General features: G+C 61.6%; 14 protein-coding genes and 1 pseudogene. 9 read left to right on the top strand and 6 right to left on the bottom strand.

Annotation, left to right across the window (positions count from 1 at the left end; all coding sequences use genetic code 11):
* Positions 1-23 precede the first annotated feature (23 nt).
* Positions 24-473, top strand: a pseudogene (locus BLQ09_RS16540) (GNAT family N-acetyltransferase); the annotation flags it as partial.
* Here the strand turns inward: BLQ09_RS16540 and sfnG are convergent.
* Positions 469-1554 (bottom strand): dimethylsulfone monooxygenase SfnG, encoded by a 1086-nt coding sequence (gene sfnG, locus BLQ09_RS16535; RefSeq protein WP_092357837.1) that lies wholly within the window; start codon positions 1552-1554, stop codon positions 469-471. The pseudogene BLQ09_RS16540 and the gene sfnG overlap by 5 nt on opposite strands.
* Before the next feature lie 268 nt (positions 1555-1822).
* On the opposite strand from sfnG, the gene BLQ09_RS16530 reads away from it, so the two are divergent.
* Positions 1823-3061, top strand: coding sequence for an acyl-CoA dehydrogenase family protein (locus BLQ09_RS16530; protein WP_092357835.1), 1239 nt, complete (start codon positions 1823-1825; stop codon positions 3059-3061).
* Between the two features lie 292 nt (positions 3062-3353).
* On the opposite strand, the gene BLQ09_RS16525 is transcribed toward BLQ09_RS16530, so the two are convergent.
* From BLQ09_RS16525 to BLQ09_RS16510, 4 genes are all read right to left on the bottom strand, one after another.
* Positions 3354-4139, bottom strand: a complete 786-nt coding sequence (locus tag BLQ09_RS16525) for a sulfite exporter TauE/SafE family protein (protein ID WP_027606416.1) — start codon at positions 4137-4139, stop codon at positions 3354-3356.
* A 91-nt stretch (positions 4140-4230) separates the two neighbouring features.
* On the bottom strand, positions 4231-5001 hold the full coding sequence (locus BLQ09_RS16520; RefSeq protein WP_027606417.1) for a class I SAM-dependent methyltransferase: 771 nt from the start codon (positions 4999-5001) through the stop codon (positions 4231-4233).
* A gap of 58 nt (positions 5002-5059) precedes the next feature.
* Positions 5060-6364: an ATP-binding protein gene (locus tag BLQ09_RS16515; protein ID WP_027606418.1), complete on the bottom strand. Its 1305-nt coding sequence runs from the start codon at positions 6362-6364 to the stop codon at positions 5060-5062.
* Positions 6365-6367: 3 nt separating this feature from the next.
* Positions 6368-7069 (bottom strand): response regulator, encoded by a 702-nt coding sequence (locus tag BLQ09_RS16510; protein WP_027606419.1) that lies wholly within the window; start codon positions 7067-7069, stop codon positions 6368-6370.
* 171 nt (positions 7070-7240) lie between these two features.
* Here BLQ09_RS16510 and BLQ09_RS16505 point away from each other — a divergent pair, with 171 nt between their 5' ends.
* From BLQ09_RS16505 to BLQ09_RS16475, 7 genes are all read left to right on the top strand, one after another.
* Entirely contained in the window at positions 7241-8398 is a 1158-nt protein-coding gene (locus BLQ09_RS16505) for an efflux RND transporter periplasmic adaptor subunit (protein ID WP_027606420.1), read from the top strand.
* A 12-nt stretch (positions 8399-8410) separates the two neighbouring features.
* Positions 8411-11500: an efflux RND transporter permease subunit gene (locus BLQ09_RS16500; RefSeq protein ID WP_027606421.1), complete on the top strand. Its 3090-nt coding sequence runs from the start codon at positions 8411-8413 to the stop codon at positions 11498-11500.
* 92 nt (positions 11501-11592) lie between these two features.
* Entirely contained in the window at positions 11593-12234 is a 642-nt protein-coding gene (locus tag BLQ09_RS16495) for a DUF1345 domain-containing protein (protein ID WP_092357833.1), read from the top strand.
* Positions 12235-12306: 72 nt separating this feature from the next.
* Positions 12307-13176, top strand: a complete 870-nt coding sequence (locus tag BLQ09_RS16490) for an AraC family transcriptional regulator (protein WP_027606423.1) — start codon at positions 12307-12309, stop codon at positions 13174-13176.
* A gap of 22 nt (positions 13177-13198) precedes the next feature.
* Complete coding sequence (locus tag BLQ09_RS16485) at positions 13199-13804, top strand: LysE family translocator (RefSeq protein ID WP_027606424.1); 606 nt, start codon at positions 13199-13201, stop codon at positions 13802-13804.
* A 129-nt stretch (positions 13805-13933) separates the two neighbouring features.
* Positions 13934-14734 carry a hypothetical protein gene (locus tag BLQ09_RS16480; protein ID WP_085205426.1) on the top strand — a complete coding sequence of 267 codons (801 nt, stop codon included), beginning with the start codon at positions 13934-13936 and terminating at the stop codon, positions 14732-14734.
* A 110-nt stretch (positions 14735-14844) separates the two neighbouring features.
* Positions 14845-15285, top strand: coding sequence for a hypothetical protein (locus BLQ09_RS16475; RefSeq protein ID WP_027606426.1), 441 nt, complete (start codon positions 14845-14847; stop codon positions 15283-15285).
* A 62-nt stretch (positions 15286-15347) separates the two neighbouring features.
* Here BLQ09_RS16475 and BLQ09_RS16470 read toward each other — a convergent pair whose 3' ends face one another.
* Positions 15348-17603 (bottom strand): autotransporter outer membrane beta-barrel domain-containing protein, encoded by a 2256-nt coding sequence (locus BLQ09_RS16470; protein WP_043293609.1) that lies wholly within the window; start codon positions 17601-17603, stop codon positions 15348-15350.
* Positions 17604-17748 lie beyond the last annotated feature (145 nt).

Raw genomic sequence — 17748 nt, 5'->3', positions numbered from 1 at the left:
TACGCAACTTTTACGGCGGTTATATGGCTCTTTTCTCTCGCATTGCATTACCCGGTGATATACCGGCATTAGTGGCATTGGAGCACCAGTGTTTCACCACCGACCGGCTCTCATCGCGCAGTTTTCACTGGATGATCAGCCGCGCCCACGGCCAGTTGCTGGTGGCGGAACAGGACGGGCAGTTGCTCGGTTATGCGCTGGTGCTGTTTCGTCGTGGCAGCGTGTTCGCGCGCCTGTATTCCATCGCCATTGCCGAGCACGCACGCGGCCTCGGGCTGGGCAAGCAGTTGCTCAGCCATGTCGAGGCCTGCGGGGTGACGCACGGGTGCGCCCACCTGCGCCTGGAGGTGCGCACCGACAACCGCGGCGCCCTGGCGCTGTATGAACGCAACGGCTACCGGCGTTTCGCCCAGGTCAACGACTACTACGCAGACCACACCCCGGCCCTGCGCCTGGAGAAAACCCTGGTCAGGCCACCTGCTTGATCCCGGCCTTGGCTTCCAGCTCGCGCACCAGCGGCAATACACGTTTGCCGAAGTACTCCACTTCTTCCTGGAAGTGCAGGAAGCCCGCCAGCACCAGGTCCACGCCCACTGCCTTGAGTGCGACGATGCGCTCGGCAATCTGCTGCGGGGTGCCGATCAGGTTGGTCTTGAAGCCATCGTTGTACTGCACCAGGTCTTCAAAGCTCGACTTGGCCCAGTTGCCCTCGCCTTCGGGTGATGCCTTGCCGGCCTGCCTGGCCGCGTCGCCAAAGGCGTTCACGGCTTCCGGGTCGGCCTTGTCGATGATCTCTGCGAGCACGGCGCGGGCTTCTTCCTCGGTGTCGCGGGCGATGATGAACGCATTCACGCCGACCTTGACCGAATGGTTGTTGGCAGCGGCCTTGGCGCGAATGTCATCGACCTGGGCCTTGATGCCTTCCGGGGTGTTGCCGTTGGTGAAGTACCAGTCCGACACGCGCGCCGCCATGTCTCGTGCGGCCCGCGAGCTGCCGCCCTGGAACACTTCCGGCTGGCCCAGGGGCTTGGGCTTGAGGGTGTAGTTGTTGAAACGGTAGAAGTCGCCCTTGAAGGTAAAGTCGTCCTGGGTCCAGATGCCTTTGAGGGCGCGGATGAATTCTTCGGAACGGCGATAGCGCTCGTCGTGCTCCAGCCAGTGTTCGCCGATGGCCTGGAACTCGCCCTTGAACCAGCCACTGACGATGTTCACCGCAATGCGGCCATTGGTGAGCTGGTCGATGGTCGCCAGTTGCTTGGCCGCCAGCGCCGGTTGCCATGGGCCGGGCAGGATCGCGGCGATAACCTTGAGCCTGGTGGTAGCGGCCAGCAAGGCATGGCTGAACGCCACGGACTCATGCTGGTTCTCGGCGCCGTAGCCGGCGGTGAAGCGGATCTGGGTCAGGCCGTATTCGAAGCCGGCTTCCTCGGCCAATTGCGCCAGTTTGCGGTTGTAGTCGATGCCCCAGTGGGTACGTTGTTCGATCTTGCTGACCACCAGCCCACCGCTGACGTTGGGCACCCAATAGGCAAATTTCACGGCTTGCTGACTCATCGAACGGTACCTCGCACTAAGGAATGTACTGAGGGGTTGAGCAGCAAGCGTGCCAGACGCGGGCAAACGCCCGCGCCACAAGGGTTGCGACACGAATTCGGGGCTGGGAAGCTTGGAATGCCAATGTCAGGGATTGCAGCGCTTTGTCGGTTTGCTGTTGCTGGAGCAACAGTAAACAGCGTGCATCCCCCCGTAAACATTGGGCCTGGCACCCGGCACGGAGTGTGCAATCACTCCCGGCACCGATCACTGCCCCGGAGCCTTGCTCATGACCGAACACCACGTTATCAACCCGTTGTCTGTCGGCGTCGACTACCCCACGCTGGCGGCGCGCTTTCGTCCGATTTTCCAGCGCATCGCCGCTGGCGCGGTGGAGCGCGAACAAACCCGCGCCCTGCCCCATGAACCGATCCAGTGGCTCAAGGAAGCCGGCTTCGGCGCGGTGCGGGTGCCGGTGGAATATGGCGGTGGCGGTGCTTCGCTGCCGCAACTGTTCGAACTGCTGATCGAACTGGCCGAGGCCGACTCCAATGTGCCCCAGGCCCTGCGCGGGCATTTCGCCTTTGCCGAAGACCGCCTGAATGCGCCGCCCAGTGCCGGCCGCGACCTGTGGTTCAAGCGCTTTGTCGACGGCGACATCGTCGGCTGCGCCTGGACCGAAATCGGCACCGTGGCCATCGGCGAGGTTGTCACCAAGGTCAGCCCGGACGGCGATCGGTGGAAACTCAACGGTGAAAAGTTCTACAGCACCGGCAGTATTTTCTCCGACTGGATCGACGTGTACGCCCAGCGCAGCGACACCGGCGGCGATGTGATCGCCGCCACCCGCGCGCGCCAGCCCGGCGTGGAACACAGCGATGACTGGGACGGCTTTGGCCAGCGCACCACCGGCAGCGGCACCTCGCGCTTTACCGATGCGGTGGTGGAGGCGGAAAACGTCATAGACTTCGCGACCCGCTTCAAATACCAGACCGCGTTCTACCAACTTGTCCTGCTGGCCAGCCTCGCCGGTATCGGCCGTGCCGCGTTGCGCGATGTGGCCCACCAGGTGCGCAGCCGCAAGCGCATCTACAGCCACGGCAATGCCCAGCACGTCAGCCAGGATGCCCAGATCCAGCAGGTGGTGGGCGAAGTCGCCGCCCTGGTCTACGCCGCCGAAGCCAGCGCGCTGAAAGCCGCCGTGCCGGCGCAGCGGGCGTACCTGGCGCGGTTCGGTGGGGATGAAGTCGCCGAGCGCGAAGCCAACGTCGCGGCCGAAATCGAGTCAGCCACCGCGCAAGTGGTGGTGTCGGAGCTGATCCAGCGCGCCACCAGTGAGTTGTTCAACGCACTGGGGGCGTCGGATGTGCGCCAGGGCAAGTCCCTCGACCGCCATTGGCGCAATGCGCGGACCGTGTCGTCGCACAACCCGGTGATCTACAAGGCGCGGATCGTGGGGGACTGGGTGATCAATGGCACCGAGCCGCCGTTTGTGTGGCAGATCGGCAATGGCCCGGCGAAAGCCTGAGGCTGAGCGGGGTCAAAACTGTGGGAGGGGGCTATGCCGATCAGTTAAGAGATAGAACGGGCAAACAGTAACCTGTGGTGAGCGGGCTTGCCCCGCGTTGGGCTGCGCAGCAGCCCCAATAAGAGCGCTGCAGTGTGCCAGGCAGGTCCGGGGCTGTGTTTTGGGGCTGCTACGCAGCCCAACGCGGGGCAAGCCCGCTCACCACAGTTACAGTGTTCCTCCTTAACTGACTGGCATTAGGGCTTGCCCGCTCCCACATTTGGCCCCTGTGTATTTGAATCCTGTGTACGCCTCAAAAGGCCAATTTGTAGCCGATGGTCATCAACATGATCGCCAGGCACGGGCGCAATACGCCGTCCGGGACCTTGCCGGTCATGTGGCTGCCGAAGTAAATGCCCGGCAGCGACCCCATCAGCAGAAAGCCCAGCAGGTGCCAGTCCATATTGCCCATGCCGGCATGGCCCAGGCCCGCCACCAGGGTCAGGGGCACGGCGTGGGCGATCTCGGTGCCGACCAGGCGGCGCGTGGCCAGGAACGGATAGAGGATAAACAGCGCGACGGTGCCGAGGGCGCCGGCGCCGATGGAGGTGAGCGCAACCATGGTCCCCAGCACCGCACCGGTCACCACGGTCAGGGCATTCAGGTTGCGCGGGTTCATATGGTAGTGATCGCCGGCGTGGCGCTGGGCGAATGCCAGCAGGCGTTGCTTGAACAGGATCGCCAGGGCGGTCAGCAGCAGCACCACGCCGAGGGCCTGCTTGATCACCGCGTTCATGGCGCTGGGGTCGGTGTGCAGGCTGGCGAGGAACCACAGGGTCAGCAACACCGCAGGCACGCTGCCCAGGGTCAGCCAGCCGGTGATGGTCCAGTCGATGTTCTTGTTCTTGCTGTGGACCAGCACGCCACCGGATTTGGTGATGGCCGCGTACAGCAGGTCAGTGCCCACGGCCGTGGCCGGGTTGATGCCGAACCACAACAGGATCGGGGTCATCAAGGAGCCCCCGCCGACACCGGTCATGCCGACGATAAAACCAACGATCAGGCCCGCAATTACAAAACCAAAGTTACCCACTTCCATCAACGCTACCCGCGGCCTTATAAATTTCTGGCCGCAGGATAGCGATTTTTCTTATAACGACTTATATCAATATGATCTGACTTTATGCCTTTTATGGCAGTCGACGACAGACATACGCCTGGGTCTGATAAGGAAACGCCACCGTGTCGCGGTCCTTCAGGGCCGGATGGCTGGCGATCAAGCCACGCAACTGCTCGCTCACAAGGGCTTTTTCAGCCTCGGGCAACGCAGCAATAAAGCTCACGGAGAGGAAGCGATCCATGATCACTTCCTGGGGGCTGCCGACGTGGCTATAGGGGAAACAGGTCATTTCGGGGTCGGAAAAGTACTTGCCGTCGAAGGCTTCGCGCCAGCGTCCGGAGTGAAAACGCGGGGTGTCACCCTCGTAGGGCGTAATGATCGCAGTGATCGCCGCTACCCAGTCCACCGACTCATCGCGCACATTCCACACCAGCCCGAGGCGCCCTTCGGGCTTGAGCACGCGGTGGATTTCCGCCAGCGCGGCCTGGGTGGAGAACCAGTGAAAGGCTTGCGCGCAGACCACCGCGTCGGCGCTGGCGGTTTCCAGGGGGATGGCTTCGGCGGTGCCGTTGACCAGGCGCACGTCCGGCAACAGCCGGGTCAACTGCGCACCCATGGCCTGCACCGGTTCGACGGCGATCAACGTCGGTGCCAGGGTGCTGAGCAGGCGCGTGAACTTGCCGGTGCCGGCGCCCAGGTCGATCACCCGTGAGTGCCCATCGACGCCGAGTACATCCGTGAGCCAGCCCGTGAGTTGCCTGGGATAATTCGGCCGGCCCTGGGCGTAGGTGGCGGCCTGGGTAGAGAAACCTCGTTGAGCAGACGTGTGGACACCAGTCATTGCCAATCTCTCCTCGGGTAAAGCGGGGGCACAGTGTGCGCCTTCCCCGGGAGATTTTCTAATCGGCAGCCGTGGGCAACCACACCCGGAACCGTGCGCCGCCCAACGGCGAGGCCAGTGCGGTCAGGGTGCCGCCTTGGGCCTCGAGGGCTCGCCGGCTGATGGCCAGGCCCAGGCCAAAGCCACCGGTGGCGCGGTCGCGGCTGCGGTCGAGACGGTAAAAAGGCTCGAAGATACGCTCGCGCTGGTCCAGCGGAATGCCGATGCCATCGTCATCCACCCAGATTTCACAGCCTTTGGCGCAGACCTTGACGCCCACCTGAATGCGCTTGTCGCAGTAACGCGTGGCATTGCGCAGCAGGTTCTGCAGGGCACGGGCGGTGAGGCGCGGGTCGAGGCTGAAGCGTTCCACAGCGCAGTCGAGTGCTACATCGATGACGATCTCGGGATTTTCCAGTTCGTCATCGACACTGCCGAGCACGCTGTCGATAAACTCATCGAGCACCACCTCCACACGCTCGGGCAATTGCGCCGGGTTTTGCAGGCGGCTGTAGGACAACAACTCCAGCACCAATTCATCCAGCTCGCGAATATGCGCAACCAGGCCATGCAAGCGCTGGCGACTGGCCTCCGGCAAGTCTTCCGACAGCGCCAGGGCCAGGCCGAAATCCAGGCGCGTAAGGGGCGTGCGCAGTTCGTGGGAGACCGCGTTGAGCAGGTCGCGCTGTTGGTTGAGCAGGTGTTCGATGTCGTCGGCCATGGTATCGAACACCGCTGCCAGGCTGCCGATATTGGAGCTGGCCGGGATGTGTGTGCGCTCGGCCAGGTTGCCTTTGCCCAGTTGCGTGGCGGTGCTTTTCAGGCGTTCGAGATCGCGCCAGTGCGGACGCAGCCAGAACAGCAGGCAGGCCAGCAACGCCGCACCGATCAGCACGTTCATCGACCAGTACAACAGGTTCATGTCCAGCGGGTCTGGCGGAATGGTCAGCTTGACCACGAACTGCTCGTTGAGCGGCGAGCTGATGTCCTCCATCCAGCCGAACTCCCCCAGGTGAATCACGGGGTTGCCCTGCTCCAGCAGTTTGGCTTCCTGCGTGGTGTAGCTGGCGTCCTGGCGCAACAGCAATTGCACTTTGAGGGGGGCGAAGTCACGTCCCAGTTGCTCGGTCACCTGGGACCAGCGCTCCACCGGCGCGCGCAGGTACTGCTTGACGATCAGCTTCTGCATGCCTCGGGACTGCTCGACGTTGTAGTCCAGGTAACGGTGCTCGAACAGTTGGATCACCAGCTTGGGAATCAGGAAGATCGCCGCGCTGTAGGTAATGATGGTGATCAGGTAAAGGCGTAGCAGTACACGAAACATCGGTCAGCATTCCCACTCGGAACGGCTGAACAGGTAGCCTTTGCCCCATACGGTCTTGATCTTGCGCGCTTCACCGGCGTGGTCGTCGAACTTGCGGCGCAGCTTGGAAATGGCCACGTCCACCGAACGGTCGGTGCCGTTGAACTCGATACCGCGCAGGCGTTGCAGGATCTGGTCGCGGCTGAGCACCTCGCCCGCGTGCCGGGCCAGTACCACCAGCAGGTTGTATTCGCCGCTGGACAACTCCACCGCCTGCTCGCGCCAGGTCACGGTGCGCTCCGACAGGTCGATGCACAGGTTGCCCATCAGGATCTGGTCGTTGGCCACCTGGGGCTCGGACAGGCTGCTGCGCCGCAGCAAGGTGCGCACCCGCGCCAGCAGCACACGCGGCTCGCAGGGTTTGGTCACGTAGTCGTCGGCGCCCATTTCCAGGCCCAGCACCTGGTCGTGGCTGTCGTCGCGGGCGGTGAGCATCAGGATCGGCAGGCCCGCCGAGTCGGCGCGCAGCAGGCGGCACACTTGCAGGCCGTCGAGGCCGGGCAGCATCAGGTCGAGGATCACCAGGTCCGGCGGGTCGAGGCGCGCGCGCTCGCGGACGTGGTCGCCACGGCTGAGCACACTGACGTGGTAGCCATTGCGTTCCAGGTAGCTGGCAATCAGCTCGGAGAGTGCGGCGTCGTCTTCCACCAGGAGGATGTTGGGCATGGTGTTTCCAAATAATGCGGTTTGTTGGTGTGTTGCAGGATTGTGCAAGGATATACGCCCTCGGCGCCCCGCGCGCCGCACCTTACATTTCTTCACAGACGACCTACACAGCTTCACAGCACCACGGCGCAGGTGCCCTTAGGATGCGCCAGTCAATATTGGGATAAGAGCATGTCGAAGAATCTGTTTGCGCCATTCTGCCTGTTGGCCCTGACGCTGGCCCTGAGTGCCTGTGACCAATCGGCCGACGAAGCGCCGCCAATGCCCCTGGCCAAAGTGCGCATCGAAACCCTTGAGGCCAAGCCCCTCTCCATCACCAGCGAATTGAGCGGACGCATCGCCGCGCCACGCATCGCCGAAGTGCGCGCACGGGTGGCCGGGGTGGTGATGCAACGGGTGTTCAAGGAAGGCCATGACGTCAAACAGGGCGACGTGTTGTTTCGCATCGATCCGGCACCGTTCAAGGCTGACCTGGACAGCGCCCAGGCCAACCTGAGCAAGGCCGAGGCCAATGCGTTCCAGGCGCGCCTGCAGGAGCAGCGCTACAGCCAACTGGTGGAAGGCAATGCCATCAGCGGCCAGGACTACGACAACGCCCGCGCCAACCTGCGCCAGACCAACGCCGAAGTCGCCGCCAACAAGGCCGCCGTCGAGCGCGCCAGGTTGAACCTGGGCTACGCCACCGTGACCGCGCCGATTTCCGGGCGCATCGGCCGCGCCCTGGTGACCGAAGGGGCACTGGTGGGCCAGAACGAAGCCACGCCCCTGGCGATCATCCAGCAACTGGACCCGATCCACGCCGACCTCACCCAGTCCACCCGCGAGCTCAACGACCTGCGCCGCGCCTTCCGCGCCGGCAGCTTGAAGCAGGTAGGCCAGGACCAGGCCAAGGCCACGTTGATCCAGGACGATGGCAGCCTCTACCCGCTGCCGGGCAAGTTGCTGTTCGCCGAGATCAGCGTCGACCCGGGCACCGGGCAGATCATCCTGCGCAGCGAGTTCCCCAACCCGGACCTCGACCTGTTGCCCGGCAGCTTCGTACGGGTCCGCCTGGAGCAGGCCGTCGACAAACAGGGCATCAGCGTGCCGCAACGCGCCATCACCCGCGACAGCGCCGGCATCCCCATGGTGCTGCTGCTCGACGCCGAGCAGACCGTCAGCCAGCAGCCGGTGGAACTGGGTGCGGTGATCGCTGACCGCTGGGTGGTCAGCCATGGCCTCAAGCCCGGCGACCGTATCGTCGTCGAAGGCCTGCAGCACGCGCGCCCCGGTGAAAAAGTCGAGGTCGATGACAGCCCCACACCCGTTGCCCAGGCTTCCGGCCAATAAGGATCTTTGACAATGCCGCAGTTCTTTATTGACCGCCCGATCTTCGCCTGGGTGGTCGCCCTGTTTATCCTGCTGGCCGGCTTGCTGGCCATCCCGCAGTTGCCGGTGGCCCAGTACCCCAACGTCGCGCCGCCGAAGGTGGAAATCTACGCGGTGTACCCGGGCGCCTCGGCCCAGACCCTGGATGAAAGCGTGGTCAGCCTGATCGAGCAGGAGCTCAACGGCGCCGATCACCTGCTGTATTTCGAATCCCAGAGCAGCCTCGGCTCGGCAACGATTACTGCCACGTTCCAGCCCGGCACCAACCCGGAAATGGCCCAGGTCGATGTGCAAAACCGCCTCAAGGCGGTGGAGCCGCGCCTGCCCCAGGCCGTGACCCAGCAGGGTTTGCAGGTGGAGAAAGTCTCCGCCGGTTTCCTGCTGCTGGTGACCCTCACCTCCAACGACGGCAAGCTCGACGATGTGGCGCTCAGCGATTACCTGGCGCGCAACGTGATGAACGAGCTCAAGCGCCTGGACGGGGTCGGCAAGGCCCAGCTGTACGGTGCCGAACGCGCCATGCGCATCTGGATCGACCCGCAGAAACTGATCGGCTTCAACCTCACGCCGGCCGACGTGAATGCCGCGATCAGCGCACAGAACGCCCAGGTCTCGGCCGGCAGCATCGGTGACTTGCCGGGTACCAGGACCCAGGAAATCACCGCCGCGATCCTGGTCAAGGGCCAGCTGTCCACGCCGGCGGAATTCGCCGATATCGTGCTCAAGGCCAACCCGGACGGCTCCACCGTGCGCATCGGCGATGTGGCGCGGGTAGAAGTGGGCAGTCAGGAATACCAGTTTTCCACGCGCCTGAACGGCAAGCCGTCCACCGCCGTCAGCGTGCAACTGGCGCCCGGGGCCAATGCGCTGAACACCGCGACCCTGGTGCGGGCGAAGATGGACGAGCTGTCGCGCTATTTCCCGGCCAATGTGGAGTACAAGATCCCGTACGACACCTCGCCGTTCGTCAAGGTCTCGATCACCAAGGTGGTCTACACCCTGCTCGAAGCCATGGCCCTGGTGTTCGCGGTGATGTTCCTGTTCCTGCAGAACGTGCGCTACACCCTGATCCCGACGCTGGTGGTGCCGATCGCGCTGATGGGCACCTTCGCCACCATGCTGTTGCTGGGCTTCTCGATCAACGTGCTGACCATGTTCGGCATGGTGCTGGCCATCGGCATCCTGGTGGATGACGCCATCGTGGTGGTGGAGAACGTCGAGCGGATCATGGCCACCGAGGGCCTGTCGCCCAAGGAGGCGACGAAAAAAGCCATGGGCCAGATCACCGGCGCCATCGTCGGCATTACCCTGGTGCTGGTCGCGGTGTTCCTGCCGATGGCGTTCATGGCCGGCTCGGTGGGGGTGATCTACCAGCAGTTCTCGCTGTCGATGGCCACCTCGATCCTGTTCTCGGCCTTCCTCGCCCTGACCTTGACCCCAGCCCTGTGCGCCACGCTGCTCAAGCCGATTGCCAAGGGCGAGCACCATGCCAAGGGCGGGTTCTTCGGCTGGTTCAACAAGCGCTTCGAGCAACTCACCGACCGTTACGAAGGCTGGGTCGCCTATGCCCTCAAGCGCAGCGGCCGTTACCTGCTGATCTACCTGGTGCTGCTGGTGGGCCTGGGGCTGATGTTCAGCCGCCTGCCCTCCTCGTTCCTGCCGGTGGAAGACCAGGGCTACACCATCACCGACATCCAGCTGCCGCCCGGCGCGAGCAAGAACCGCACGGTGCAGGTGGCCGAACAGATCGAAGCGCATAACGCCGGGGAGCCAGGGGTGGGTGACACCACCATGATCATGGGCTTCAGCTTCTCCGGCTCCGGGCAAAACGCCGCGCTGGCGTTTACTACGCTCAAGGACTGGTCGGAACGCGGCAGCGATGACTCCGCCGCCTCGATTGCCGACCGCGCCAACATGGCCTTCAGCGAACTCAAGGACGCGATTGCCTATGCAATCCTGCCGCCCCCGGTGGACGGCCTGGGCACCTCCAGCGGTTTCGAGTTCCGCTTGCAGGACCGCGGCGGTGTAGGCCATGCAGCCTTGATGGCGGCGCGTACCGAATTGCTCGACGCCGCCGGAAAAAGCCCGATCCTGGCCAACGTGCGCGAAAGCGCCCTGGCCGAGGCGCCGCAAGTGCAGCTGGAAGTCGACCGCAAGCAGGCCAACGCGCTGGGCGTCTCGTTTGCGGATGTGGGCAATGTGCTGTCTTCGGCCATCGGTTCAGCCTATGTCAACGACTTCCCTAACCAGGGCCGCATGCAGCGCGTGGTGGTACAGGCCGAAGGCGACCAGCGCAGCCAGGTGGCGGATTTGATGAAGATCCACGTGCGCAACAAGGATGGAAAGATGGTACCGCTGTCGGCGTTTGTCGAAGCCAAATGGACCCAGGGCCCGGCGCAACTGACGCGCTATAACGGCTACCCTGCCATCGCCATTTCCGGCGAGGCCGCACCCGGCCACAGCACCGGCGAGGCGATGGAGGAAATCCAGCGCCTGGTCAGCCAATTGCCGGCAGGCCTGGGCCAGGAGTGGACCGGGTTGTCGTTGCAGGAACGTTTGTCCGGCTCCCAGGCCCCAATCCTGTTGGGCCTGTCGCTGCTGATCGTGTTCCTGTGCCTGGCGGCGCTGTATGAAAGCTGGTCGATCCCGACGTCGGTGTTGCTGGTGGTGCCGCTGGGCGTGCTCGGCGCAGTGCTGGCGGTGACTTTGCGGGGCATGCCAAACGATGTGTTTTTCAAGGTCGGCCTGATCACTATCATCGGCTTGTCGGCGAAGAACGCGATCCTGATCATCGAGTTCGCCAAGGACCTGTATGACCAGGGCGAAGACCTGATCGACGCCACCCTGAAAGCCGCACGACTCCGGTTGCGCCCGATCATCATGACCTCGCTGGCGTTTATCCTCGGCGTGGTGCCCTTGGCGATTGCCACCGGTGCCAGTTCGGCGAGCCAGCAGGCGATTGGTACCGGGGTCATCGGCGGGATGATCACCGCGACCCTGGCGGTGGTGTTTGTGCCGGTGTTCTTTGTGGTGGTCATGAAGCTGGTGCGCAAAAAGCGCTAAGGCTTTTGGGGGGGACACTGTAACGGTGGCAAGCCCGCTTGCCACAACAAAAATGCGCTAAGGTGCTCACAGGTAACCATCTGTGAGCTGCCATGCCCTTTCTAGCCCGTACCCACCCTCGCCTCTCCGCCGCCGCTGTGCTCGGCCTTGCCGTCGGCATCCTGGCGCCGGCCGACACCCTCGCCAGCAAAATCCTCATCGGCTGGAACGCCGGGGTCTGGACCTACCTGGTGCTGATGCTGTGGCTGACCAGCCGTGCCAAGGCCGACGAGGTGAAGCGTATCGCCGAAATCGAGGACGAAAACGCCGGGCTGGTGCTGTTCACCGTGTGCATCGCCGCCATCGCGAGCCTGGCCACCATCACCTTCGAACTGGTGGGCAGCAAAGACCTGGCCACGTCCGAGCGCCTGCTGCACTACGGGTTTACCGGGCTGACGGTGATCGGTTCATGGCTGTTGATCGGGGTGATTTTCAGCGTGCATTACGCCCGCCTGTATTACACCTGGAATGGCAAGGAGCCGGCGTTGCGGTTTGCCGAAGGGCTGTTGACGCCGAACTACTGGGACTTCCTGTATTTCTCCTTCACCATCGGCGTGGCGGTGCAAACCTCTGACGTCGGCGTCGCCACCCGCGGCATGCGCAAGGTGGTGCTGGGGCAGTCGCTGATCGGCTTTTTGTTCAATACGGCGATCCTGGGGTTCTCGATCAACATCGCCGCCGGGCTGTTCGGCTAGGCTGCACAAACCTTCTAGACGCTCAGGTGTCGGTGGGCGCTAATACCCTTACACATTCCGTCCCGGTGTTTCATGGCTGCGCATAATTGGATCGATCTGTCCCAGGACGCCGACACCGGCATCGAGACCCTGCGCGCGCATTTCGAGGGCCACGCCTACGACCCCCACTGGCATGACAGCTATCTGGTCGGCGTCACCGAACAAGGCGTGCAGCAGTTCAACTGCCGCCGCACCCGGCACAACAGCGTGCCCGGCCAGGTGTTCCTGGTGGAGCCCGGTGAATTGCATGACGGTGACGCGCCCACGCCGGACGGCTTTACCTACCACATGCTGTACCTCGACCCGCAGTGGCTGGCGCGGGAAGTGAGTGCGGTGTTCGAAGAAGCGCCGCTCAACAGCCAACTGGGTTTCGCCACGACCTTGACCAGCGATCCACGCCTGGCCATCGCCACCAGCCAGGCGTTCCAGACGCTGCACAGCGGTGAATTGCGCATCGTGCGCCAGCGTGTCATGGACCAATTGCTGGAGCGCCTGACCGGTCACCTGGCGTGGCGCGCGCGCTACCGTGACGATCCACGCTTGCCACTGGTCGCCCATAAGGCCCGCGAATACCTGCATGCCCACTTGCATCAAGACGTCGGCATGGACGAACTGGCCGTAGCCTGTGGCGTCGACCGCTTCCGCCTGACCCGCGCGTTCAAGAGCGCCTTCGGCCTGCCGCCGCATGCCTACCTCGTACAACTGCGCTTGGCCCGTGCCCGGCATTTGTTGGCCAAGGGCGAGCAACCGGCGGATATGGCGATTGCCCTGGGCTTTGCCGATCAAAGTCACCTGGGCCGCTGGTTCGTGCGCGCCTACGGCTTGACACCGGCCGCGTACCGCAAGCGCTGCTCAAATCTTCCAGACAGTAACGCACAGGCTTGTGAGGATGGACGCCACTGAACGATTCACTGGAGTCCCCAGCATGTCCTCCCCGTTACTGCCCTTCCTGTTATTTGCCTTCGTTGCCTCCATCACCCCCGGCCCCACCAACATCCTGGTGCTGAGCAACAGCGCGCGTTATGGGCTCAAGGCTGCACTGCCTATCGTATTGGGTGCCTGTCTGGGGGCTGCGGGAATTGTGTTGCTGGTGGGCTCGGGCGTGGGCCAGTCGCTGGCGCAATTGCCCAGGGTGCAGGCCGCGATGCAATGGGTGGGCGTGGCCTGGCTCAGCTATCTGGCATGGCAGATCTTCCGCGCGCCGGCCGAAGCCATCGACCCGAACACCCCGCAAAAACGCCTGGGCCTGGCCGGCGCCGCCAGCCTGCAATTGGTCAACCCCAAGACCTGGATGATGGCGCTGGCGGTGGTCAGTGTGTTTGCCGACAACGGTGAGGCGCGCCAGAGCCATGTGCTGTACCTGTCGTTGGCGTTTTTTATGATTTCGTTGCCGTGCCTGGGGGCGTGGGCGTTGCTGGGGGTGGGGTCGAGCCGGGTGTTTCGCTCGACCAAGGCCATGCAGCGTTTTAACCAAGGTATGGCGTTGCTGTTGTTCGGCTCCGCCTGGCTGAGCGTTTTAGCGGGAGCATAGAAAAGGCGACGAATGGCGAGCAAACCTGTGAATTCTGACAGTTGTGGGCAAGGCGTTAATGGCGCTGAATAAAGCCACTTGTCAAAAAGCACGGGCCATGACGGGTATCAAAGCCTGCGGGAGCACGCCATGTCACCACTTGTTCCGTTAAATAAGAATCTGATCCTGAATGGAAACTTTATCGACCATGGAACCCATTGGACAGCCACCGCGACACTTCCCGGCAGGGTTGATTTTTCCCAGCACAGTTGCATCGTCAGAACTCAAGGAATGGCTGAGCAAACGGTACCTGTGGTTGAGGCAACGGTCTATACCCTCAGCCTGTTTACGCTGATTACTTACAGAGGTACCGGCTCGATAACGGTGGTTTTTCAGCCTTCGGGGGTCAATGAATCGATATCGATGTCCGGCAACCAAGGCTGGTTGCGTCAGTCATTAACGTTCACGCCTCCCACAGGCACTGTCAGCGCAACCGTGCAATTGACAGGAACGTCGGGGGACGTCTGGTTCGATAACGTCAGGCTAGTGGAGGAAGAAGGGACGATCATACCGATTGAGTTGATCGGTAACGGGGACTTCTCACGCAACGGCGATGAATGGACTTCGTCACCGCCACCCAATTCCGCGACCTTCCACGATCAACGGTGTCAGTTGAATCTGGGCGCTTATATCGAGCAGGACATCAGGGTCGTTCCCGAGCAGGCGCTGGTCTTCTCTATCGATGCACAAACACCAACCGGCGGCCATGGGGTTGTAATGTTTCATATAACCCCCGATCACGTACCTGAGTTCGAGTTACGCGGAGAGGGAGGCTGGGATTCATACACCTACTTATTCACCGTCCCCGCTGGCATTCATGACATCACGCTGCAAATACAGGGCATTACTTTTCTGATCGTCGACAATATTTCATTAAAGGCAATGGAATGAAAGCGCGTGCAAAGGAAGCAAACGTAAACCGTCGCATTTAACAGGCTTGTCCCAAGTGGGCAATGATGCCTTCACAGGACATTTATTGACGAGAGCGGGAGACTATAACCATGAGTACTGCAACTGCATCTGCGGTAAGTGAAAACAGCCGGTCCACTAACCAAGTTTACTTTCAGGGAACGATCGCGACTCAGGCTTTCAAGGACGATTTCCCCAAACATGAACTCAAATCCGATTATTGGTGGGTTGAGGCCACTCAGCGGGATTTAGGCATTGGCAACCGCCGGCGAATCGTTGTTTTCCAATATCTGGCGGATCCGGCGACATTGCCCTCCGGCCGGTACACCCTCAAGCCCGACGAACCCGACGAGCGTTTTTCAATTATTTATATGGAGCTCAATGACGCGCCACCTCCCGCTTATACAGCCTCGCGCGGCACGATTGAGTTTATCCATAACCAGCAAACCAACCATGTCAGTGGCGCCTTGGACGTCTACTACGTTGACGTCAATATGAAGGATCAACGTATGCAAATCCTGTTCAATGTTTGACCCGCCAAAAAACGCCCCGGAAACCGGGGCGTTTTTTATCACTTGATCCAGGGCATTGTTGATTACCAGCTGTAACGCACGCCCACGTTGGCGCCCCAAGGCTGATCAATCCGCTTGCCTTTCGCATGTTCGAAGTCGGCATGCAACTGCAGGTTCTGGGACAAGGACACCGAAACCCCCGCACCGAACTCTGCACGGCTGCCCGAGAGATCGTTATTGAAAGCCTGGTTATTCACCGACACCTTGTTGTTCTTGGCAAATTCATGAGCGACCGCACCGCGCAAGTAAGGCTGTACAACGCTACCGCTATCGAGCACAAAATCACGGCCGACAGTCACCCCCAATTTACCCAGGACCGAGTGGGTGTGATCGCCCTTGGCCTGCATCCCGTTATCCAGTTGGTAGCTCTTGCCCTTGGTAGTCACCACCGACGCTTGGGCAAACGGTTCAACGAAGAACGCATCATCCAACCGAATATTACGCCCGACCTCTGCCGAAACACCCAAGGCATTAGTGGAGTAGTTACCCTTGGCCTGTGCGCCATCGCTCAACCCCACCTTGGAGTCATTGCGCAGGTGGTTCACCTTGGCCACACCGTCAAAGTAGTAGCCACTGTCTTCATCCATCCAAGTGGCATAGGCACCGACGTAGTAACTTTTGATAGTGCCCGACGTTCCACGGCCAACATCCAGATCTGATTCACTATGACCGGCCATGACCCCCAATAGCCATGGGCTGTCCATCATCGGCATATCCGCACCGAGGGAAAAACCGCGTTGCGATTGGGTGTAGCCATTTCCGGCACCACCTTTGGCCTCGAACTTGTTGCCATAACTGCGGACCCATCCGCCGGACTCAGCACCACTGTGGCGCAGTTCACCCATACGGGTACGCAGAGAAGACAGCTCGCCATACCACACGGTAGGCGCGGCATTGAACAGCGCCAGCACCGAGCGGGTGCCAGGGCTGATGACCCGCGACGACGGGTCGAGGAACCAGTCATTGCCGTCTTGCTTGAGCCCATAAGACCACGCCCCCACATCGACCGATCCGCCTATCAGCGAAAACTGCGCATCACCGCCACCGGTATGAACAATACGCACCTCATTGGCACTGACCGGCTCGACGCCGCTGCTGGATAGCAGCAATTGATGGTTGCCGCTGGCGGAACCCGTGATGTTGAGGAAGTCGGTCAAGCCCCGGGCAAAATCAGTGCCCATCACAAACGTGCCGTTACCTGACAGGCTGGTCAGGTCCAACTGGTAAAAGGCGTCACTCGCACCAAACCTGATCATCCCGCCCGACAGATTCAAGGCGCCGACCTGGCTGTTGCCGGTCATGTCCCACAGCGACTGGCTACCGATACTCAACGACGAAACATTTTCCAGGCGACCGGTCAACGCAGCCCGGTTCTGCAAGTCAAGGTGTGTGGTACTGCCCGACTCAACGATCACGTTGCCCAGTAGTTGGCTGTTATCAACCCGTACAGTGGCCGAAGACCCATCCTTGACCTCAAGGAGGTTGCCGTTGCCACCGGACAGTGTCGAGCCATTCAGCACCTCAATCGATGCGTTGGCCCCTCTGCCCAGCAGGCCTTCTACCACAATCGCTGCACCGGTTTCGCCAGTCACGTGGGTATTGTCCAGTACCAAGCTATTGGCAAGCACACTACGGGGTTCATTCGTCAGGACTACGCCGTTAAGGCCGCCTGTGATTACACTTTGACGAGCATGGGCCTCTGCGCCCTGCAACTTCAAACCGAAACTGCCAGCGTCTGTACCCTGCACGATGCTGCGGTCCAGGTTCAGCACGCTGTGGCCTCCAACCGCTGCGCCGCCGGTTGCCCCGGAAACCACGCTGCCATTGACAGTCGCGTTGGAACCCACGGTGGAGCCTGAGAAACGACTGAGCACCAACCCATCGTAGTCGGCACTGGAAATCACGCTGCCGTTGATCAACGCATTACTGCTGTACAACGTGATACCCGCATTGAAATCCCCCTGCGCCACAACACGACTGGTATCCACGTTGACGTTCGAGCCCGCCTGTGCAACGACGGTGCCGAGGACGGTACTCGAGTCGCTCAGGTTCAGGTTGGAGCGGGCGGCATAGACGCTCTCGGTTCGCCCCTCTATCACGTTGAGCGTGGCATTTTCCAACGTATAGCTGTCGAGCACGTCGTGAAAGTCAATGGTCTCGGTTCGATTTTCGATCAGCCTTGCCTGAGCGTGCGGAGCGAGAGCTAACAGTGATGCAATCGACGCAACCTTAACGACGAAGGCTAAAGGATTTAACTTAAAAATAGACTGGGTATTCATGATCACTCACTCGTTCAACAGGCGTTCCATAACAGAAAAGTTCGGCCTGTTTCGAATGCAGTGAAAACTGGCCAGTTAAGGCCCGCAAAATTACCGGTGAGCACTAACGACGGATGTAGGAATTATCCGAACCACCCTAAGGAAA

The organism is Pseudomonas sp. NFACC25, assembly GCF_900100935.1.
GTDB lineage: Bacteria > Pseudomonadota > Gammaproteobacteria > Pseudomonadales > Pseudomonadaceae > Aquipseudomonas > Aquipseudomonas marginalis.
This window is presented reverse-complemented; position numbering and strand designations above follow the sequence as displayed.